Source organism: Vibrio sp. Vb1574, assembly GCF_033338675.1.
In genome coordinates, this window is sequence record NZ_JAWOTC010000005.1 from 223,788 (window position 1) to 245,214 (window position 21,427).

General features: G+C 43.6%; 19 protein-coding genes. 13 read left to right on the forward strand and 6 right to left on the reverse strand.

The window, feature by feature from the left end; genetic code table 11:
* Positions 1-44 precede the first annotated feature (44 nt).
* The 3 genes from hutG to hutC all read right to left on the reverse strand — a co-directional run bounded on the left by hutG (position 45) and on the right by hutC (position 3,144).
* A complete protein-coding gene (hutG, locus tag R7O12_RS06220; RefSeq protein ID WP_042521966.1) occupies positions 45-1,055 on the reverse strand; it encodes a formimidoylglutamase in 1,011 nt (336 codons plus the stop codon).
* 1 nt (position 1,056) lies between these two features.
* The gene (hutI, locus tag R7O12_RS06225) at positions 1,057-2,307 is read right to left on the reverse strand and encodes an imidazolonepropionase (RefSeq protein WP_318125691.1); all 1,251 of its coding nucleotides are present in this window, start codon (positions 2,305-2,307) and stop codon (positions 1,057-1,059) included.
* 129 nt (positions 2,308-2,436) lie between these two features.
* A complete protein-coding gene (gene hutC / locus R7O12_RS06230; RefSeq protein ID WP_042521962.1) occupies positions 2,437-3,144 on the reverse strand; it encodes a histidine utilization repressor in 708 nt (235 codons plus the stop codon).
* Positions 3,145-3,392: 248 nt separating this feature from the next.
* Here hutC and R7O12_RS06235 point away from each other — a divergent pair, with 248 nt between their 5' ends.
* A complete protein-coding gene (locus tag R7O12_RS06235) occupies positions 3,393-4,136 on the forward strand; it encodes a sporulation protein (protein WP_042521960.1) in 744 nt (247 codons plus the stop codon).
* A gap of 6 nt (positions 4,137-4,142) precedes the next feature.
* On the opposite strand, the gene R7O12_RS06240 is transcribed toward R7O12_RS06235, so the two are convergent.
* Positions 4,143-5,120, reverse strand: a complete 978-nt coding sequence (locus R7O12_RS06240) for a DUF3187 family protein (RefSeq protein ID WP_053303168.1) — start codon at positions 5,118-5,120, stop codon at positions 4,143-4,145.
* A gap of 403 nt (positions 5,121-5,523) precedes the next feature.
* Here R7O12_RS06240 and thrS point away from each other — a divergent pair, with 403 nt between their 5' ends.
* The 6 genes from thrS to R7O12_RS06270 all read left to right on the forward strand — a co-directional run bounded on the left by thrS (position 5,524) and on the right by R7O12_RS06270 (position 10,400).
* Positions 5,524-7,452: a threonine--tRNA ligase gene (gene thrS / locus R7O12_RS06245; RefSeq protein WP_005395892.1), complete on the forward strand. Its 1,929-nt coding sequence runs from the start codon at positions 5,524-5,526 to the stop codon at positions 7,450-7,452.
* Positions 7,453-7,455: 3 nt separating this feature from the next.
* The gene (gene infC, locus R7O12_RS06250; RefSeq protein WP_080276913.1) at positions 7,456-8,007 is read left to right on the forward strand and encodes a translation initiation factor IF-3; all 552 of its coding nucleotides are present in this window, start codon (positions 7,456-7,458) and stop codon (positions 8,005-8,007) included.
* A 121-nt stretch (positions 8,008-8,128) separates the two neighbouring features.
* Positions 8,129-8,323 carry a 50S ribosomal protein L35 gene (gene rpmI / locus R7O12_RS06255; protein WP_005377932.1) on the forward strand — a complete coding sequence of 65 codons (195 nt, stop codon included), beginning with the start codon at positions 8,129-8,131 and terminating at the stop codon, positions 8,321-8,323.
* A gap of 40 nt (positions 8,324-8,363) precedes the next feature.
* Positions 8,364-8,717 (forward strand): 50S ribosomal protein L20, encoded by a 354-nt coding sequence (rplT, locus tag R7O12_RS06260; protein ID WP_004727974.1) that lies wholly within the window; start codon positions 8,364-8,366, stop codon positions 8,715-8,717.
* A gap of 189 nt (positions 8,718-8,906) precedes the next feature.
* Positions 8,907-9,224, forward strand: coding sequence for a heavy metal-binding domain-containing protein (locus R7O12_RS06265; RefSeq protein ID WP_005377919.1), 318 nt, complete (start codon positions 8,907-8,909; stop codon positions 9,222-9,224).
* A 366-nt stretch (positions 9,225-9,590) separates the two neighbouring features.
* Positions 9,591-10,400 (forward strand): helix-turn-helix domain-containing protein, encoded by an 810-nt coding sequence (locus R7O12_RS06270; protein WP_005385480.1) that lies wholly within the window; start codon positions 9,591-9,593, stop codon positions 10,398-10,400.
* Here the strand turns inward: R7O12_RS06270 and R7O12_RS06275 are convergent.
* Positions 10,393-10,578 carry a hypothetical protein gene (locus tag R7O12_RS06275; RefSeq protein ID WP_318125692.1) on the reverse strand — a complete coding sequence of 62 codons (186 nt, stop codon included), beginning with the start codon at positions 10,576-10,578 and terminating at the stop codon, positions 10,393-10,395. The genes R7O12_RS06270 and R7O12_RS06275 overlap by 8 nt on opposite strands.
* Positions 10,579-10,848: 270 nt before the next feature.
* Here R7O12_RS06275 and R7O12_RS06280 point away from each other — a divergent pair, with 270 nt between their 5' ends.
* The 6 genes from R7O12_RS06280 (at position 10,849) to pheT (ending at position 19,860) form a co-directional block, all read left to right on the forward strand.
* Positions 10,849-11,637, forward strand: coding sequence for a TetR/AcrR family transcriptional regulator (locus tag R7O12_RS06280; protein ID WP_005377913.1), 789 nt, complete (start codon positions 10,849-10,851; stop codon positions 11,635-11,637).
* A gap of 249 nt (positions 11,638-11,886) precedes the next feature.
* A complete protein-coding gene (locus tag R7O12_RS06285) occupies positions 11,887-14,265 on the forward strand; it encodes an efflux RND transporter permease subunit (RefSeq protein WP_318105191.1) in 2,379 nt (792 codons plus the stop codon).
* Between the two features lie 18 nt (positions 14,266-14,283).
* Positions 14,284-15,075, forward strand: a complete 792-nt coding sequence (locus R7O12_RS06290) for an outer membrane lipoprotein-sorting protein (RefSeq protein WP_025766823.1) — start codon at positions 14,284-14,286, stop codon at positions 15,073-15,075.
* A gap of 10 nt (positions 15,076-15,085) precedes the next feature.
* Positions 15,086-16,261, forward strand: coding sequence for a hypothetical protein (locus tag R7O12_RS06295; RefSeq protein WP_411913078.1), 1,176 nt, complete (start codon positions 15,086-15,088; stop codon positions 16,259-16,261).
* A gap of 191 nt (positions 16,262-16,452) precedes the next feature.
* A complete protein-coding gene (pheS, locus tag R7O12_RS06300; RefSeq protein WP_005385470.1) occupies positions 16,453-17,436 on the forward strand; it encodes a phenylalanine--tRNA ligase subunit alpha in 984 nt (327 codons plus the stop codon).
* 18 nt (positions 17,437-17,454) lie between these two features.
* Positions 17,455-19,860 carry a phenylalanine--tRNA ligase subunit beta gene (pheT, locus tag R7O12_RS06305; protein ID WP_149191888.1) on the forward strand — a complete coding sequence of 802 codons (2,406 nt, stop codon included), beginning with the start codon at positions 17,455-17,457 and terminating at the stop codon, positions 19,858-19,860.
* 213 nt (positions 19,861-20,073) lie between these two features.
* Here the strand turns inward: pheT and R7O12_RS06310 are convergent, their stop codons facing one another.
* On the reverse strand, positions 20,074-20,955 hold the full coding sequence (locus R7O12_RS06310; protein ID WP_005377901.1) for an AEC family transporter: 882 nt from the start codon (positions 20,953-20,955) through the stop codon (positions 20,074-20,076).
* Positions 20,956-21,427: the final 472 nt, after the last annotated feature.

The window sequence follows — 21,427 nt, forward strand, 5'->3', positions numbered from 1 at the left end:
CAAGTACTTGCTTGGTCGTAATAATCAGTGGCATCTGGGATGCATTATGGTTTGTGCTGTTTTTCCGCCATTGCGTTGGCGATATCCCAACACAAACGGGCAGCTAATCGTGCTGTTTGACTATCGACGTCATAATTTGGGTTGTATTCGGCGATATCAGCCAGCATTAACTTATTTTTGTAATGAAGAATTCGATCTAAAAAGGGGGCAATTGTGTCGTAACTCACTCCCCGAGCTGCTGGTGCGCTGACTCCAGGTGCGGTTGCAGCAGGGAATACATCCAGATCAATAGTCAAATAGAGGTAGTCACAGTCGTCAATAAAATGCTGAAGCTGAGTTAAGTGATAACTGTGGTTTAAGTAGCAGAGCTGATTGTCCTCTACATACCAAACATTTAACGCATCTGCTTTTTCAAATAGCGCTTTAGTGTTGCTACTACGGCTTACACCAATACAAGCGTAATGAAAGTCCCAATCGTTACGTTGACAAAAATGATGAATTTGGTTGAAGGGTGTACCAGAGCTCGGTCTTATGTCGGCGAGGTTACTCTCAAATGCGCGCAAATCGAAATGCGCATCGAAATTGATAATGCCGATTTTAGGTTTCTTCTCTGGATAGTGCTCTTTAAAATACCCCGCTAAGCCGGAAAAGGAGGCCCATGCAATCTCATGCCCACCACCCAGCACGATGACTGGCGTATGGGGCAGTGCGCTTGAAATGGTTGCTGCACATAGAGCTTGGCTCTCTTCCAGTAAGTCGTCTTCACACACCACAGTACCTAAGTCATATAGTGGGGCGTCTTGGTGCCATGCTAAATTAGCGAGTGCTCGTCGGATTAAGTCTGGCGCTTTTTTCGCGCCAATGCGTCCTTTGTTTCTCGCAACGCCAGCGTCGGTAGCAAAACCGAGTAATGAGACGCCATGCGCAACGGCACTCAACTCATCTGCTTTTTGGCGTTGAACAACGTGATGAATTCGCTGACCAAGCTTGCCGTCCTCGGCATCATGACGGCCTTGCCAATGAAATAGGGGAGAGTGTAGGTCGAATTGAGACATATTATTGGCCTCCGTGTGAAATGTATTCACCATTTACTATACGACCTACCAGACGTTTTGCTCCGACTTGATAGCTTAAATCCGCAGGGCTTTCGATATCCCATATAGAGAAGTCCGCATCAAACCCTACTTTGATTTCGCCACGTGAGTTTTGATAACCCAGAGCTTTGGCTGCATGTTGCGTTACACCACGCAGTGCTTCTTGCGGTGTAAGGCGAAATAGCGTGCACGCCATATTCAGCATGAGTGTGAGATCAGAAAATGGTGATGTACCTGGGTTGACGTCCGTAGCAATTGCCATCGGCACGTTATGCTCTCTCAACAACTCAATCGGTGGTAACTGAGTTTCTCTTAGAAAATAAAAAGCGCCAGGCAATAGAGTGGCGACGGTGTTTGATCGAGCAAGTGCTTTAACACCTTGCTCATCTAAAAACTCGATGTGATCCGCTGACAGACCGTTGTATTGCGCAGTGAGAGCTGTACCACCGAGATTAGAAAGTTGCTCAGTATGCCCTTTAACCTTTAAGCCGTGGCGTTTTGCAGCTACAAACACTTTTTCTGTTTGTTCAAGATTGAAACCAATCGATTCACAAAAAACATCGACACTCGTAGCTAATTCTTCCTTTGCGACAACAGGGATTATGTCCTGACAAATGTGCTCAATATAATCATCTGCACGACCTTGGAACTCTGGCGGAATGGCGTGAGCGGCGAGAAGTGTAGTCGTGATTTTAACTTTGCGCTCTTGTTCAAGCATTTTGGCTGCACGGAGCATTTTTACTTCATCATTCAGTGTCAATCCGTAGCCTGATTTCACTTCGACAGAAGTGACGCCGCTCGCGAGTAGCCCGTCTAAACGTGGCAACGCTAACTCAACTAACTGCGCTTCGGTTGCTGAACGCGTCGCATGCACCGTTGAAAGTATCCCACCGCCTTGTTTGGAAATTTCTTGATATGGCACGCCGCTTAAGCGCATTTCAAATTCGTTGGCACGATTGCCCGCGTAAATAAGATGAGTGTGGCAGTCGATCAAACCTGGCAGAACTAACTTGCCTTGAAGGTCGATACTCTGAGCGTAATGTTGGGCAGACAGCAGAGACTCGGTTTGCGGTTCGTCTTCACCAATTGCACAGGTGCTGATCGCAACGATTTTTCCAGATTGAATGCCAATACGAGCAGGAGACGTTGGCAGATAACCGCGCTCTCTCGACTGCATGGTGACCAGACGTGCGTTTTCAATCAGCAAATCCATGTTTGTGTCCCTGTGTTTATTTGTATCATTAAATGTATATACAAATAAATAGAGCAAAATAAGAACACTGACAAGATTGATGTTGCTAAAATGTGATCAAAACGTAGATCTAGAGGACCAATCTTGCCCTTAAATGAGCACTTTTGAGCTCAGCTTATATTTGTTACCAGGGTGATAAAGTAGGGCGGTACTGACTAACTTATCTTGGCTCCACGTTCTGCGATTCAAGAGAAGGCAAGGCTCATTGGCTTGCATTTTTAAGTCTTGCTTAATACGGCTTTCAGGCACAATTGCCTCTACAGTATGTTCTATCGCGCTGAGTGGGCAATTATCTGACAGGTATTGATTTGGAGTGATTTGTGTGAAGTCTTGATTTAAATAACTCGGGGCATATTGGCTATTCACCCAGCGGAGCTCCAATTGAATCGGCGTTTGGTCTTCATAGTGAATAATTTCACTGTAAAACACTGTCGTGCCTAGCATAACGCCGAGTTTTATCGCAATGTTGTCATCTGCTTTTATGGCAATCTGTTTGAGCACTTTACTGCCATACTTTCGCCCTCTATCGCTGACTTCTTCGGCAATGTTTCGAATGTCTAGCAGGGGAGATTCTGACTTTTCACCAGGATCACACACGAACGTGCCTAAGCGTGGGCGACGTTGTAATCGGCCCTCATTTACTAAATCCCGAATTGCTTTGTTCACTGTCATTCTACTGACACCAAATTGCTCGGTAAGCTCAATCTCGGTGGCGATGCGATGACCAACTACCCACTCTCCAGCATCAATTTTATCCAGGATAAATTGTTTAATTTGAATGTAGAGTGGTGCAGACATAATGATTTCCCTTTATTTGACTATACAAATACTGCTTAATTTAGGTACAAATTGCAAACATTTCTCGACGAATGTACCGCTTAGTGACCGAACAATCCTATTGCAGAGCTGAATGACTCTTGCTGTTGAGCATTATTTGGATTGATGATTGAATTCAAACATTTTCTTGTGGTCTATTGCTTGCACAGCAGAAAACAATTGTGTAAACAAACGATTATTAGAAGAAAAGTCGTTAAAAAAGGAAAAGTATGTTTAAAAAATTGAAAGCATCACTGGGGATCGGCTCTGCAAAAGTAGATACCATTTTGGACGAAATGAGCGTGTTTCAAGGAGCGACGCTGAAAGGGCATGTTCATGTCAAAGGCGGAGACGTCGAACAACAAATTGATGCTATTACGATTAAATTGAACACGGAAATGAAAGTCGAAGTGGATGATAGCGTAAGTTATCAAACCTTCACTATCGATCAATTGAAAGCAGTTGACCCTTTTGTGATTCAACCTAATGAAGAAAAGCAGGTTCCGTTTGAGCTAAAACTGCATGACGAAACACCAATTACTGCGGTTAGCGCACTTAAGAATCAATGTCATGTTTGGGTCGAGACGACGTTAGATATTGATTTTGCAATTGATCCGCGTGACCGTGACTATATTGAAGTGAAACCACTACCAGTAGCATCTCGGGTTATTCAAGCGATCGAGCAAGCTGGCTTCACTATGGTTAAAGCCGATGTTGAAAAAGGCTTTTTGCGCGGTGGCTCGTTTGCCTCTCGCTCTGGTATTTATCAAGAGCTAGAGTTCCGTAACAGCGGCTTTATCTCATCAAAAGAAATTGAGCTCTCTTTTATTCTGGAAGGGCAGGTCATGCATTGTTTGGCAGAGATTGACCGTTCGCTCAGCTTGGCTGGTGACCAATATCGCTCGTTTACGTTGCCGATCAATGCAACCGATGCTCAAGTCGCAGCCGCAGTTGCACCAACGCTAAATCTATAGCTCTCATCACCTTGATGAAAATATGTACCGATATCCTATTGTGAAAGCGATATCGGTACTGTTATCCATGTTTCTTGCGTTCTCTACGGCTAAAAACTCAAGCGCTGAATTTTCCATTAGATATCGATAGCCCAATACCAGTTCATTAGAGGCATCAGCAAACTCTGTGGGTCCTTCTGTTGACCCTTGATACCAATGATATTCCAACATCAGGTGATGGTTATCTTCTAAGGCATAACGGTACCCACCCGCAATGGCAATCGTATTATGTCGATAGGGCAGATCGAGCAAGGCACGGTCATCCGAGCGAAAAGTCATGCCAATCATCGAATAAAATGCATGAGCATCACTTAAGTAGCTGTAGTTTAATTGGAAGCCTTGCTCGAAACTGCTACCTTGAAAAGTGCCGTGAGCCACATCGTTAAAATACAAACTGCCGCCAATCGATAGGCCGTGATGTTCATTTTGGAACACTTGATACTGTAAGTAAGTAGATAGGTTATTGGCCAGTGTTTGTCCTTCGAAATCATCTTCAAGCACATCATATTGCGGCATTGAAATGTAAAAACGATCTCTGTCTACTTTATCCCGCCCATTTTGTCCGATACCGAAAAGTTTATGGAAGCTTTTCGTCAGTCCATCTAAATGGTTGTCAGCGGCAAAGACCCATCGATAGTTGAGCTCCAACTGCCAACGGTTGCTGACTTGCCATTTGCTGCCTAATTCGATTTGATTGTGGTAATAATCCAGTGCGTATTCATCAGTATGAGCCCAAACACTTGCCACGGTTCCTGAACCATAGGCTTCGACAAAACCATAGGGCAGACTATGTCCTGAACGCAGTATGTTGGTGTGACTAACCACTTGCATTGGGGATTGTGCGTAAGAACGCAGCGGGCCATATAAGTCATTTGATGCGAAGGCTTGCAAAGAACATATCGAGGTGCTTAGAAGCACCATAAAGCGCGATTTGAAATAGACCATGATGAATACCTACATACAAACTACTCTATAAAACAACTATATACCTAAATCGCACGTTGAGCTCTCGCCCAGCGTGTTAGGCTTTGTATCGGTTCACACGTAATAGGGGATATTGTAATTTGTTGTGTAAGTTCATTGAGGGGCAATTCCATTCATCAGCTATGCGGTCTCTTAAAAAAGCATGATCAGATTGTCGTGACGGGTCTGCGGTTAAGTTCTTATGACAAAACAAAATCGCGCTTTGCATTCTAAATGTGAGCTAGGTACAATCCCATTTTCGATAACGGTCCGGTATTCGTGTTACCGAGAGGCCTTTATTGACTCTCAACTATTTTCAACAAATAGCTTCTAATTTGAATAACATGTGTTGCTTGGTGTGCAACACCACTGTAAAGGACATAGCATGCCTATTATTACTCTTCCTGACGGCAGTCAGCGTCAATTTGACAACCCAGTTTCTACTATGGAAGTTGCGCAATCGATCGGTCCTGGTCTTGCAAAAGCAACTATCGCTGGTCGTGTAAACGGTAACCGCGTTGATGCGTGTGATCTAATTGAAGAAGACGCAAGCCTTGAAATCATCACAGTTAAAGATGAAGTAGACGGTCTAGAAATCGTTCGTCACTCTTGTGCTCACCTTCTTGGTCACGCTCTTAAGCAGCTTTACCCTCAAGCTAAAATGGCGATCGGTCCAACCATCGACAATGGCTTCTACTACGATATCGACTTAGACGAATCTCTAACGCAAGAAGATCTTGAAAAGATTGAAAAGCGTATGAAAGAGCTAGCGAAAACCAAGTACGAAGTGGTTAAGAAAAAAGTAAGCTGGCAGGAAGCGCGTGATACGTTTGAATCACGTGGCGAACCATACAAAGTGGAAATCCTAGACGAAAACGTATCTCGTGATGATCGTCCAGGCCTTTACCACCATGAAGAATACATCGACATGTGTCGTGGTCCTCACGTTCCTAACATGAGCTTCTGTCAACACTTCACTTTGCTGAATGTTGCAGGTGCTTACTGGCGTGGTAACAGCGACAACAAAATGCTTCAACGTATCTACGGTACGGCTTTCCACGACAAGAAAGCACTGAAAGCGCACCTAACTCGCCTAGAAGAAGCGGCGAAGCGTGATCACCGTAAGATTGGTAAGCAACTCGACCTATTCCACATGCAGCAAGAAGCACCGGGTATGGTGTTCTGGCATCACAATGGTTGGTCTATCTTCCGTGATCTAGAAGTATTCATCCGCGCTAAGCTAGATGAGTACGGTTACCAAGAAGTGAAAGGTCCACTTATGATGGACCGTGTTCTTTGGGAACGCTCTGGGCACTGGGACAAATACGCTGATGCAATGTTCACAACTTCTTCTGAGAACCGTGAATACGCGATTAAGCCAATGAACTGTCCAGGTCACGTACAGATCTTCAACCAAGGTCTAAAATCGTACCGCGACTTACCGCTACGTATGGCTGAGTTTGGCTCATGTCACCGTAACGAACCATCTGGTGCACTACACGGTATTATGCGTGTACGTGGCTTTACTCAGGATGACGCTCACATTTTCTGTACTGAGAGCCAAATTCAAGAAGAAGTAACAAACTGTATCAAGATGGTGTACGATACGTACCAAACATTTGGTTTCGACAACATCGTAGTGAAACTGTCTACTCGTCCAGAGAAACGTGTAGGTTCAGATGAAATCTGGGATCAATCTGAAGAAGCATTGAAGCAGTCTCTTGAATCGATGGATATTCCATACGAAATTCAAGAAGGCGAGGGTGCGTTCTACGGTCCTAAGATTGAATTCACACTATACGATTGTCTAGACCGTGCGTGGCAGTGTGGTACTGTCCAGCTAGACTTCAACCTACCAGGTCGCTTAGGTGCAACTTATGTAGGTGAAAACAATGAACGTCTTGTACCGGTAATGATTCACCGTGCGATTCTAGGTTCACTAGAGCGCTTCATCGGTATCCTTATCGAAGAATATGCTGGTTTCTTCCCAACTTGGTTGGCGCCAGAACAAGCAGTTCTTATGAACATTACTGATAAACAGTCAGGTTATGTTCAAGAAATAGTACAAAAACTACAAAAAAGTGGAATTAGAGCTAAAGCGGACTTGAGAAATGAGAAGATTGGCTTTAAAATCCGCGAACATACTTTGAAGCGTGTACCGTATATGCTTGTTGTTGGTGACCAAGAAATGGAAGCTGGCGAAATTGCAGTGCGTACTCGTAAAGGTAAAGATCTTGGTAAATTTAAAGTGGATGATTTTATTGCATACATCCAAGACGAGATCTCTAGCCGTAAGCTCAATCTGGAGGAATAAGCTATTAAAGGCGGAAGACGTGGCCAACAGCCGGTAAAACAAAACCCGCACCGTATCAACGGTGAAATTCGTGGTATTCGTGAAGTTCGACTAACAGGCGCTGACGGTGAATCAGTTGGTGTTGTATCGATTCAAGAAGCCATTGCAGCTGCTGAAGAAGCTGGTATGGATCTCGTTGAGATCAGTCCTAACGCCGAGCCACCTGTTTGTCGTGTGATGGACTATGGTAAGTTCCTCTTCGAGAAGAGCAAAACTGCTAAAGAGCAGAAGAAGAAGCAAAAGCAGGTCCAGATCAAGGAAGTAAAATTCCGTCCTGGAACTGATATTGGAGACTATCAGGTAAAACTACGCAACCTGACGCGTTTCCTTGAAGAAGGCAACAAAGTGAAAGTAACAATTCGCTTCCGTGGCCGAGAGATGGCACACCAAGACATCGGTGTTGACGTTCTAAATCGTCTTAAGGAAGATACTGCAGAAATTGCTGTAGTTGAATCTTTCCCTAAGAAGATTGAAGGTCGCCAGATGATCATGGTGCTAGCCCCTAAAAAGAAGTAATTAACGGCTCATCAAGTAATTAAAACCTAGCCGCTTTCCTTTCGATAAAGGCATAACGGCTAGGTTTTGTTCGCCCTAATTACGTTGTTTATTAAACCTACTCAATGCGGAGTTATTCATCATGCCTAAGATGAAAACCAACAAAGGTGCTGCTAAGCGTTTTAAGAAAACTGCTGGTGGTATTAAGTACAAGCACGCTACAAAACGTCACATCCTGACTAAGCGTACTACTAAGAACAAGCGTCAACTACGTCCGAATGCAATCCTTCCAAAATGTGAAGTGGCTGCAGTAATCCGTATGTTGCCATACGCTTAATTCTTTTTAGTTATCAATCGTTTAGTTTAGGAGAAGCATAATGCCTCGCGTAAAACGTGGTGTACAAGCTCGTGCACGTCATAAGAAAGTTCTAAAACAAGCTAAAGGTTACTACGGTGCGCGTTCACGTGTTTACCGCGTAGCTTTCCAAGCAGTTACTAAAGCTGGTCAATACGCTTACCGTGACCGTCGCGCTAAGAAACGTCAATTCCGTCAACTATGGATTGCACGTATCAATGCGGCATCTCGTCAAAATGGTCTATCTTACAGCCGTTTCATCAATGGTCTTAAGAAAGCATCTATCGAGATCGACCGTAAGATCCTTGCGGACATCGCAGTATTCGACAAAGCTGCATTTGCAGTTCTAGTTGAAAAAGCGAAAGCTGCTCTTTAATTAGCAGTTTAGGATTAAGAGAAGGAGAGCATTAGCTCTCCTTTTTTATTGCTAAAATTTATACCCAAATGACTTTTAGCTTGGCTATTTAGAGTATTGTTTATCAGTCTTCTCAATTTATTGGTTAGCATCTTATGTTAGTTATAAGGTAGCTTGGGTATAAATTTTTACGTTTATAAGGGATTAAAAATGATCTACACAACGACCGAAAGCATTCCTGGCAAGCAGATCTCTGAAATCAGAGGGGTTGTAACTGGTAATGTTGTTCAATCAAAGCATATTGGCCGTGACCTCATGGCGGGTATCAAGAGCATTGTTGGCGGCGAAATTCGTGGTTACACGGAAATGATGACCGACGCGCGTGATATTGCTATACAGCGCATGGTGGCGGACGCTGAATCTAAAGGTGCCGATGCAATTGTAGGGATTCGATTTACCACAAGCTCAATCGTAGATGGTTCTTCGGAAATTTTGGCATTTGGTACTGCAGTGAAACTAGCGGACTAGTCTACTTGAATAGCATTGCAAAAATGCTAATAGAGAGCGGTGAATTATTATGCATTTACCGTTCTGTTCCTTTTAGGTTAATTATTCTAGATTTTTGCAGAGCGAATAGATTTATATTCTCAACTTTACGTTACTATTAAAATTAATCACGATAATTTAGAGTGATTGCTTTACTTTTATTTTGCATATTATTTTATACTTATAATGAAATTGAATTCATATTGAATTTTTCATTTGTTGTGTGAATTCTCCTTTCAGTATATCAATTCATGTTTTTCTTATAAAAATATGAACTTATACCTTGCCAAGCGGTTCTAAATTGTTACAAATACTATACAGCTGTAACATTGCCAAAAGGAATTGTAGATGAGAGATCTGACTCCCGAATACTTGCTAGCCGCATTACGCCAAGCGATTAAAACAAAAGGGCTAACATATCGAGAGCTATCTGAGAAAATGGGTATGCCACTATCTACCTTTAAGAGACATCTTACAAGCACGAATCTCGCTTTAGATAAGTTGCTGGAATATTGTAGAGCGGTTGATTGCACGTTAGATGAACTACAAAAGCTCGCAAATCAATTGCAAGGTGAAGACGAGGATTACTTTAGTCGTACGCAGGATGAGGTATTCTTTCAATTCCCTCACCTTTACGACTTTTATCGTGAATTGAGAATGCTTCGAGGTAAAGACGGTTATTCTATTTTAAAGAAAAAGTATGACTTGTCTGAGCAGAGCATGTCTGATTACTTAAAAGCATTAGAGTTGTTGGATCTCGTTTACGTTGATGAAGATAAAAATATAACGCTGCACGGGCCTTTATATTATAGCTATGCAGAGAACTCCAAGCTCAACGACAAATATACCGAAATCATAAAAGAGCAGACGACTACCCACGATAAGTGTGTTCGCGTTGCTTTGGCGCGTATGAAAATTACTGAAGAACAGCTTTTGTTACTGGAAGATCAAGTTGCAAAGACCGTCATTGATTTTCATTCCAAAAATGTTGTAGCAGAGAACTTTAATGTCTCTGATTTTACTAATATTGTTCTACTTGCTGGGCCACATCAGCCAGTCACATTCTCTGACGGAATTATTGAGACAGAGGGGCGATTTATTGATGATATTCGTTATGCCATCGCAGCTGCAGGTGATAAGCCAAGCCTATCTATATAGATTTTGAGCCTTTTTTGAAGAGAGTTTCTAAAAGGGCGTTGCAAAAGAAAAAGCCTAAGACAGCAAATACTTTGTAAGTAGGGCATTCAGCGGTGTTTGCTCTTAATTCAGACTTAAAGTGTGTTGGGCTTATTTCGAATAATACCTGTTCAGCATCTACTTTCGTTATTTTTAACATGCTGATTTCCTTCGTTGTTCCTCCCAAAGCCTCTCTCGCTTCCTCTACAAAGAAACCATTCTCGTTGAACCAAGCATCCTGTAGCTACTTGGGTATGCATAATTGGTAGCTATTTATCTTCTAATTATAAATTCATACTTGAAATGTTTGTTTTTTGATCTATTATGACGAAGTGTCATTTATGACGGTTCGTCAACTTTAGTTGCGTTCCTGTATTAAAGAATCGTGTTACAATTATTGGGAGTGTGTTGGTATACGGATCAAAGGATTATGTTTAACTTTCGCTGTAAAAAATATAGCAAGCAAGACGGATGTCGTGTGTCTTCAGGGCTAACAAAAAAGCAACAGGCGATTGCTGATCGTGAGATAGAGCTTATTCAATTGGCTAAGTCTTTAGTTCAAGAGCAAGGCTTTGCCAACTTAACGATGGACAAGCTTACAGCGTCAAGCCCTTATTCTAAAGGGACGATCTACAATCATTTTTGCAGCAAAGAAGATGTGATTCTTGCGCTTTGTATTCATTCGCTGAAAAGCGAAGCAATATTTTTCGAACGTACCGCCAAATTTAATGGCAATACCAGAGAAAAAATCATTGCGATGCATGTAGGTTATCGTATTTACGCTCGTATGGAGCCAGTACTATCAACTTGTGCGATTGTTGCAAAGACGCCTTGGGTTTTAGAGAAGGCTTCGCCTAAACGTGTGAATGAACTGAATAACTTGGAAGAACAAGTAATAGATGGTGCTGATGCGCTGGTGAACAATGCGGTAGAATGTGGTGATCTTAAGTTTTCTCCCGCAATTGGTTCTGATGCTATTGTATTCGCCAACTGGTCTATTGCATTCGGTTCAAACGCTTTGGCGCAAAATGCATCGAACAGTCGATGTATTCAGCGAATTCAAGACCCATTCTCAGTACTGCACAACGCGAATATGTTACTTGATGGTTTAGGTTGGTCGCCTTTATCTACAGAATGGGACTACCGTAAAACCTGGCGTCGAGTGGAGCAGGAGTTATTTAGTGAAGAGCTTGCTTATTTAGAGTCAGTGAATCGCTAATAAACTGGAAAGGCCAATCTGACGTTATGGTTGGCTTTTTTATCGCACTATTGTGACGAATCGTCATTAAATCTCGAAGGTTGGCGTTCAGCCAATGATCACGAGAAGCATAGGAAGTTACTAAAAACTAACTTATGTAGCCAAATTCATTCGATCTAAAGTTTGCATGTCGAGTTTGTCTGGTTATTTACAGCATTTGCTGTTTTTTTAGTTTTTAAATTTGACGAAACGTCACAAAAGGAGAGTGTGATGCCACATCACAACGTTCAACAATACGCCCGTTCAGGGTGGGGTAAGCTACCAACGAATTACAGTGTATTGGTGATGCTTGCTACCGTTTTATTGATTGTCATAGCAACTATTGGAGGAAAAAATCTTTACTTTAGAGGAGATTACGACATCTTCTTTGATGGAACAAATGAGCAGTTACTTGCGTTTGATGAAATTCAAACCACCTTTGCAAAATCTGACAGTCTTGCTTTGGTTATAGCGCCAAAGAGCGGCACTGTTTTTACTCCTAGCACATTATCTCTTATTCAGCAGATCACTGACGAGGCGTGGCAAGTTCCATACTCGACCCGCGTTGATTCCCTCGCCAACTACCAGCATACCGAAGCGTTTGAAGATGATCTTCTTGTCGAAGATTTACTGTATAGCGAATATGAATTGACACCTCAACGAATAGAGAAAGTCAAAAGTATTGCGTTGAGTGAGCCGGTTTTGAAAAGTTCACTGATTTCTGAAAAAGGAGATGTCACGGTCGTAAACATTACGGTCCAACTCCCTGAAATAGATAAAACTGCTGAAGTACAAGAGGTGGTTGCTTACATAAACGGAATGATTGAGCGTTATCAGCAAGTGCACCCAGACACGGAATTCCACAAGGCTGGTATTATTGCAATGAACTACGCGTTTATGACCGCAGCCCAAGATGATAGCGCAACATTAGTGCCAACTATGTTACTAGTGATATTGGTGTTTCTGACCATCATGTTGCGCTCATTGCTTAGCGTCATCGCGACACTCATCGTTATTATCGGCTCGGTTATGGTTACAATGGGCTTGTCAGGATGGGCTGGTATGTTCTTAAGCACGGCGACCGTTAATGTGCCTACCTTGGTGATGACGCTTGCCGTCGCAGACTGTGTACACATCATCGCGACAATGCGTCAGTCTATGCAAAACGGCTTTAGTAAAGCCCACTCTATTGAGCGAAGTATTGGGCTCAATTTCATGCCTATCTTGATTACCTCCATTACCACCGCGATCGGCTTTTTAATGATGAATATGTCGGATTCTCCAATCCTGAGAGATTTCGGCAACCTATCAGCCCTTGGCGTCATGGTTGCTTGTTTCCTTTCCATCACGTTACTTCCCGCCTTGCTTAATATCCTTCCGGTTACGGTGAAGTCGGATACTTCTGATGAAAGAAAGCACTTTATGGATCATTTAGGAGATTTCGTGGTGTCAAAGCGACATGCGTTATTGCCGTTGTCGGTGCTTGTTATTGTCGCGAGTGCGAGCTTGATTCCGCTGAACAAAGTCAATGATGAATCCGTCGAGTACTTTGGCCATAGCAATGAATTTCGCCGAGCGGCTGATTTTATGGAAGAGCGAATCAGTGGCATGGCGAACATCAGTATCGCGATAAAAACTAACGAATCGCAGGGCATTGCCGATCCTAATTTTCTCAATTCCGTGGGTAAATTTACTGACTGGCTAAGGTTGCAGCCAGAAACGGACCATGTTGCGACCTTGAGCGATGTTTATAAGCGCCTAAACAAGAACATGCATGGAGATGATCAGGCTTATTACTCGCTCCCTCAAGACAGAGAATTAGCGGCTCAATATCTGCTGCTTTATGAAATGTCACTACCGTATGGTTTAGATTTGAACAACCAAATCAATGTAGATAAGTCGTCGAACAAGATGGTTCTCACCGTGGAGAACTTGGGCAGCGTCGAGCTTGTTGATTTGGAAAATCGTATTTACCAATGGTTTAACGAAAACGCGCCTCAATATGATGTTGTTGCGTCTAGTCCTTCACTGATGTTTGCGCATATTGGTGAAACGAATATGGCTAGCATGCTGTCAACCTTGCCCATTACTCTTGTCTTAATCTCTGCATTACTGATCTTTGCCTTGCGTTCGTTCAAGCTTGGCTTAATTAGTCTTGTCCCGAATATTGCTCCTGCGCTTATTGGTTTTGGTATTTGGGCGCTGGTTTCTGGCGAGATTAACTTGGGATTGTCTGTCGTTGTGACATTAACGCTTGGTGTTGTTGTTGATGACGCCGTTCACTTTCTTTCTAAATATCAACACGCTCGTAAAGATGGCCACAGTGCGGAGCAAGCGGTTCGCTACGCCTTTCGTACCGTGGGGCGCGCACTTTGGATTACGACGGTCGTGCTTGTTGCTGGTTTCTCTGTTCTGGCGATGTCGAGCTTCCGCTTAAATGCCGATATGGGACAGTTGAGTGCCATTGTTATCTTCATTGCTCTTGTTGTGGATTTCATCTTTCTACCGACTCTACTGATGTTGTTTGACAAAGGCGTTTACGACGAGGTGGAGCGCCGAAATAAGCTTAAATCAACTGACTCTCAAACCAAGACTGTTACTCAGTCATAACGAATTAAAGGATTGAACATGAATTTAGTAAAAAATGCCTTAAAAGTATCAGTACTTTCTGTCTCGCTTATTATGAGTCATGCGGTGTTGGCGGATGAAGCCAAAGGACTAGAAATTGCCCAAGAGCGCAAAGCCCGTGATGAAGGGTGGGGGGATTCTGTTGCTACGATGCAAATGATTCTGCGAAACGCGCAAGGAGAAAGCAGCACACGTTTAATGCGCTTACAATCACTCGAAGTTGATGGCGATGGTGACAAAGGGCTCACGATATTTGATGAACCGAGAGATGTAAAAGGCACGGCGTTTCTTAACCATTCTCATACGGTGGGTGCCGATGACCAATGGCTTTACCTTCCTGCACTGAAACGTGTGAAACGTATTTCCTCGCGTAACAAATCAGGTCCTTTTATGGGCAGTGAATTCGCGTATGAGGATCTCAGTTCCTTTGAGATTGAAAAATACCGTTTCAACTACCTAAAAGATGACAGCATAAACGGGCAAGATGTTTTCGTCGTAGAGCAAATTCCGACCGATAAGAACTCAGGTTATACCAAGCAAACGGTATGGTTAGATAAAGCGCATTATCGTCCACTTAAAGTTGAGTTTTACGACCGCAAAGGCTCTTTGTTAAAAACGCTTTCTTTTTCCGATTACAAGCAATATCTCAACCAATATTGGCGAGCGCACACTATGGCGATGACAAACCATCAAACAGGAAAAAGTACTGAGCTAACGACTAGCGAAATGCGTTTTAACACTGGATTACAAGACAATGACTTTCATAAGAATGTGTTGAAGCGAGTGAGGTAGTGGAGGAAAAATGAAGCGATTAAATGCTGGGTTGTTGCTTAGTGCAGCAGCTTTTTTTTACTCGATGCCTCTGACTGCCGTCGAGCTCGCAGGACAAGTCAATATTGAGCATCGTCAGTTTTTTGAAACGGGCTCTCAGGGTCAGAGCAAAGCGCAAACGTCATTGGTTTTGCAGCCAGAATTTTACTGGGAGATGCAAAATGGTGATGCAAACTTTACTTTCACACCTTTCTATCGTCTGGATGGTCTAGACGATGAGCGAAGTCATGGTGACATACGAGAGGCACTTTATCTGACTTATTGGGATGATTATGAGCTTCGAGTTGGGATTAGTAAGGTCTTTTGGGGAGTGACTGAATCAGCCCATTTAGTTGATGTAGTAAACCAAACAGATGCCATTGAAGCCGTCGATGGTGAAGATAAACTCGGTCAGCCGATGTTACATTTTACCTCTTTCAAAGACTGGGGCACCGTCCACGCAATGTTGTTACCTTACTTTAGGGAACGAACGTTTGCGGGTACAGATGGCCGCTTTAGAACCGACCCCGTTGTCTCTGATGATGCTATCTATGAGTCAAGCAGAGAAGAGAAGCACGTAGATGTGGCTTTTCGATATTCGAAAATGCTTGGCGATTGGGACGTAGGCCTGAGCTATTTATATGGAACAAACCGGGATCCTTACTTTCGTTTTGAGTACGGAGAATTAAAGCCTTACCACGCTCTGATGAGTCATGTCGGTCTGGATGTGCAAGGAATCGTTGGCGATTGGTTATGGAAACTGGAAAGTATTTATCGAGATAGTGCTGATAATCATGTCGGTCTTGTGACGGGCTTTGAGTATACCTTCGTCGGTGCATTTGACACGGTTTGGGATGTGGGGGTTATTGGTGAGTACCTCTATGACAGTCGTGGGAACAACGCACAAACTATCGGTCAAAATGATGTGTTTGCAGGTATTCGTTGGGCGCTCAATGATGAGGACGGAACGGAAGTATTGACGGGAATTACGAAGGATTTAGATAACGATGATGTTTACAATGCTAAGTTAGAAGCATCGAGCCGAATATCGAATCACGTTAAGTGGCAAATTGATGCTTGGTTGTTTAAAAATGAAACACCAAATGATTTGCTCTACTTCGCTAGAGATGACGATTTTATCGAGCTATCTATTCAATACTATTTCTAAAACAAAAGGGCACAACTAAACGGCAGATTAACTAAAGATGACATTTTTGACGTTTTTGTGCTCTTTTTATTCAATAACCTCTTCTTTTCGTAATTCAATTTGGCATTGGTGCCCGGTTTGGCTACTATGTACAGCTATCAAAAAACCAATCACTCCCTTATGGACACTACCTACAGGTAGATGAGGAAACGATGCAACATCTAGAAGAGATCATTGCTAGCGCGAGCACTGCAATTGAAGCTGCCGAATCGCTAGTCGCACTTGATGAAGTGCGTGTTCAGTATCTGGGTAAAAAAGGTGAGCTAACTGCTCAACTTCAAAGCCTAGGCAAACTACCACCAGAAGAACGCCGTGAAGCTGGTCAAGAGATCAACAAAGCGAAAGGCGTAGTTCAGCAAGCTATCGCAGCTCGTAAAGATGCACTACAACGTGCTGAGCTTGAAGCGAAACTAGCAGCAGAAACAATCGACGTAACACTACCAGGTCGTCGTATTGAAAACGGTGGTTTACACCCAGTAACTCGTACTGTAGAGCGTATTGAGAAGTTCTTTGGCGAACTTGGTTTTAACACCGAGGCTGGCCCAGAGATCGAAGATGCATTCCACAACTTCGATGCGCTAAACATCGCAGCTGATCACCCAGCGCGTACTGACCACGATACTTTCTTCTTCAACCCAGACTTGATGCTTCGTACTCATACGTCAGGCGTACAGATCCGTACGATGGAAAATGGTAAACCACCATTCCGTTTCATCGCACCAGGCCGTGTATACCGTAACGACTACGACCAAACGCACACGCCAATGTTCCACCAAGTGGAAGGCATGCTGGTTGATGAGAACGTAAACTTTGCTCAGCTGAAAGGCATCCTGCACGATTTCCTATGTAACTTCTTCGAAGAAGAAGTAGAAGTACGTTTCCGTCCATCTTACTTCCCATTCACTGAGCCTTCAGCTGAAGTAGACGTGAAAGGCAAAAACGGTAAATGGTTAGAAGTGCTAGGCTGCGGTATGGTTCACCCGAACGTGCTACGTAGCGTAGGTATCGATCCTGAAAAATACTCTGGTTTCGCATTCGGTATGGGTGTTGAGCGTCTAACAATGCTTCGTTACGGCGTGAACGACCTACGTGCGTTCTTCGAGAACGATCTTCGTTTCCTAAAACAGTTCAAGTAATCCAGAGGGTTCATCAACATGAAATTCAGCGAATCATGGCTTCGTGAGTGGGTAAACCCTGCGGTTACTACTGACGAGCTAACTCACCAAATTACAATGGCCGGTCTAGAGGTAGACGACGTTCTTCCTGTTGCTGGTTCTTTTACTGGCGTTAAAGTCGGTCACGTTGTTGAATGTGGTCAACATCCAGATGCAGACAAACTGCGCGTAACTAAAGTTGACGTGGGTGAAGAAGAGCTTCTAGACATTGTTTGTGGCGCACCTAACTGTCGCCAAGGTCTGAAAGTAGCAGTAGCAACAGTTGGTGCTGTTCTTCCAGGTGATTTTAAAATCAAAAAAGCGAAACTACGTGGCCAGCCATCTCACGGCATGCTTTGTTCGTTCACTGAACTAGGTATCGACGTTGAGTCAGACGGCATCATGGAACTAGCAGAAGACGCAGTAATCGGTACTGATTTCCGTGAATTCCTAGGTCTAGACGACGTAACAGTAGACGTAGACCTAACAGCAAACCGCGCTGACTGTTTCAGCATTCGTGGTCTAGCTCGTGAAGTTGGCGTACTAAACCGTGCTGACGTGACTGAGCCATCAGTAGAAGCAGTTGCCCCTTCAATCGACGATAAAGTGTCTATCGAAGTGAAAGCTCCTGCTGCGTGTCCTCGTTACCTAGGTCGTGTTATTAAGAACGTAAACGTTCAAGCTGAAACACCACTATGGATGCAAGAGAAACTGCGTCGTTGTGGTATTCGCTCTATCGACCCTGTAGTAGACATCACTAACTACGTTCTTCTAGAGCAAGGCCAACCAATGCACGCATTCGATCTAGCGAAGATCGAAGGTGGCATCGTAGTTCGTATGGCTGAGCAAGGTGAGAAGCTAACGCTTCTTGACGGCAACGAAGCAGAACTAAACGCAGATACACTAGTAGTTGCTGACCATAACAAAGCACTTGCAATCGCAGGTATCTTTGGTGGTGAAGAGTCTGGTGTAACAACTGAGACTAAAGACGTTCTACTAGAGTGTGCATTCTTTGCACCTGACCACATCCGTGGTCGCGCACGCAGCTACGGTCTGCACACTGACTCTTCAATGCGTTTTGAGCGTGGTGTGGATTACGCACTACAAGTGAGCGCAATGGAGCGTGCAACACAGCTTCTTGTTGAAATTTGTGGCGGTGAAGTAGCACCTGTTGTTGCAGTAGAGTCTGAAGCAGACTTACCTAAGCCAAACAAAGTTGCTCTACGTCGTACTAAGCTAGACAACCTGCTAGGTCACCACATTGCAGATAGCGACGTAGTAGAAATCCTAGAGCGTCTAGGTTTGACGGTTGAAGCTTCAGAAGAAGGTTGGATGGCAGTAGCGCCAACATGGCGTTTCGATATCGCTATCGAGCAAGACCTGATTGAAGAAGTTGGCCGTATCTACGGTTATGACAACATTCCTAACCAACACCCAGCAGCAGCACTTAAGATGCACAACCACGTTGAAGCGGATCTTCCACTGAAACGCGTTCGTGATCTTCTTGTTGATCGTGGTTACCACGAAGCAATTACATACAGCTTCGTTGAGCCTGAGCAACAAAAGCTAGTTGTACCTGGTGTTGAGCCTCTAGTGCTTCCAAACCCAATTTCTGCAGACATGTCAGCAATGCGTCTTGGTCTTATCCAAGGTCTGCTGAACACGGTTGTTCACAACCAGAAGCGTCAACAGCCACGCGTTCGTCTATTCGAATACGGCCTACGTTTCATCCCATGTGAAACTGCAGAAAACGGCATGCGCCAAGAGCCTATGCTTGCAGGTGTTATTGCTGGTACTCGCGGTGAAGAACATTGGGATATCGAAACTAACACGGTTGATTTCTTCGACCTTAAGGGCGATCTAGAAGCGATTCTAGAGCTATCTGCGAACGAAAAAGCGTACTCTTTCGCTGCACTGTCACCTGAAAGCAAAAAAGCTAACCCAGCACTTCACCCAGGTCAATCTGCGGCAATCATCGTAGATGGCAAAGAAGTGGGCGTGATCGGTACCGTTCACCCTGAGCTTGAGCGTAAGTTCGGTCTAAATGGTCGTACTATCGTATTCGAAATCGAATGGTCTGCAATTAACAGCAAAGTGATCCCAGAAGCGGTAGCACTTTCTAAATTCCCTTCAAACCGTCGTGATATCGCGGTAGTAGTGGATGAAGCTGTTGCATCTGGTGACATCGTTAACGCTTGTCTAGAGCAAGGTGGCGAGTTCCTTAAAGATGCGAAACTGTTCGACGTTTACGTAGGTAAAGGCGTTGAAGATGGTAAGAAGAGCCTAGCAATCGCTCTGACTCTACAGTCACTTGAGCGTACGCTTGAAGATGCAGATATCGCGGGTGCGGTTGACGCTATCGTTGCTCACGTTTCTGAGAAGTTTGGTGCGTCTCTACGTGACTAATCTCGCGTAACGCATCTTCTTAAGAAATGAAAACCCTGCCAGCTCGGCAGGGTTTTTTATTTTTAGGATTACCTTATCGTTGTTCAAGTTCCTTACTGCTCGCACCACCCCTCATTACTTTAAAATACTAGACCAAACTAGGGATGGCCCTTACCCGAGATTAGGAACGTATTGTTTTTCAGCTAATACACGCTAACGATAGCTTATTGGCGGTTAGGCAGCGAGTGAGAGGGTATAGCTAAGCAGAAGAGGCAGCGTAAGAATGCTGAAAAAGTTGCCAAATAGTACCATTGACGCCACTTTCATGGGTTCTATATTCAGCCTTTCCGCAAATAGGTAATTCATGACGGCTGGCGGCAGCATTGTGAAGAGCACCATCATTTGCAATTGCATCGTTGGAAGGGGAATTAACCAATAAATAAGTGCAAAAGCGACAGCACCAGTTGCCAGTGACTGCACGGTACACAACACACCAATCTTTAAACCGTCCAACCTTAAATGACACATTTGTGCCCCCAGAGATAAAAGCATCACGGGTACGGCCGCTTGCCCAAGTAGAGCCGTGGCTTCGTATAAAGGCGCCCATGCACCCACATTTGACACGTTGAGAAACAGAGCCAACGACGCTGCTAAAAAGATTGGCATCTTGACTATTTGCTTAAAAGGGTTGCCATGACTAAGCAGCATTACGCCTAAGCTGATATGCAAGCATGCTGACACGACAAATAAAAGCACTGCTGACGACAGCGCAATTTCTCCAAACGTATAGGTAAACAAAGGAATAGCTAGATTTCCGCTATTGCGAAACATATGTGGTGGCGCCCAGGTTTTAAACGAGAGTGACGTCCATCGACATACCGGGATCATGAGTAGTGCGGGAATTAAAACCGCAACAATTGCCGCCAAAAGAAGTGGCCCCTGATTTGAATCGAGCGGCATGCTAACGAGTGACGAAAATACCAGTGCTGGCGTAAAAACCTCAATATTAATGCGGTTTATTGGGCGAAAGTCAGGCTTGATGTAACGACCGACCAAATAGCCAACTCCGACAAGAGCAAAAACAGGGAAAAGAATATTTATGATTTGATTAATCATGGTCGCCTAGAAGCAGTGTAAGAAGCCAATGAGGAAATACACGAACTTCCACATTATCAATCTTTGTATATGGCGTCATCGTTAAACAGCGAGAAGCGTGGGTTTAATCAAGCTTTCTAAGCACAGTTGCAAAGTACAGGTGGTCATACCTTTTAATCTAATTGTTACGTATCGAGTTACATACAAATCACTGAATTTACGACAAGTTCTATGTCAAGTGTCTGTTAAATAACCAATATCTGATATTTTTATTAAATAGTGTTTAATGTTGACATTTAAACTATTTTTAGTTTTATAATCTGGATGTTTTTCCTGATGAAGATGAAACAAAAACAAAAATATCAAATTTCTGGCGTTTAACAATAATTTACGTAGTGCTATTCCTTTTGTTCGCCAAGAAAAAAGTTGGCGAAAATCATAAGCTTGTCATACACTTCCTGATGTAACCCCGATATGTTGTTGAATTGGTAGG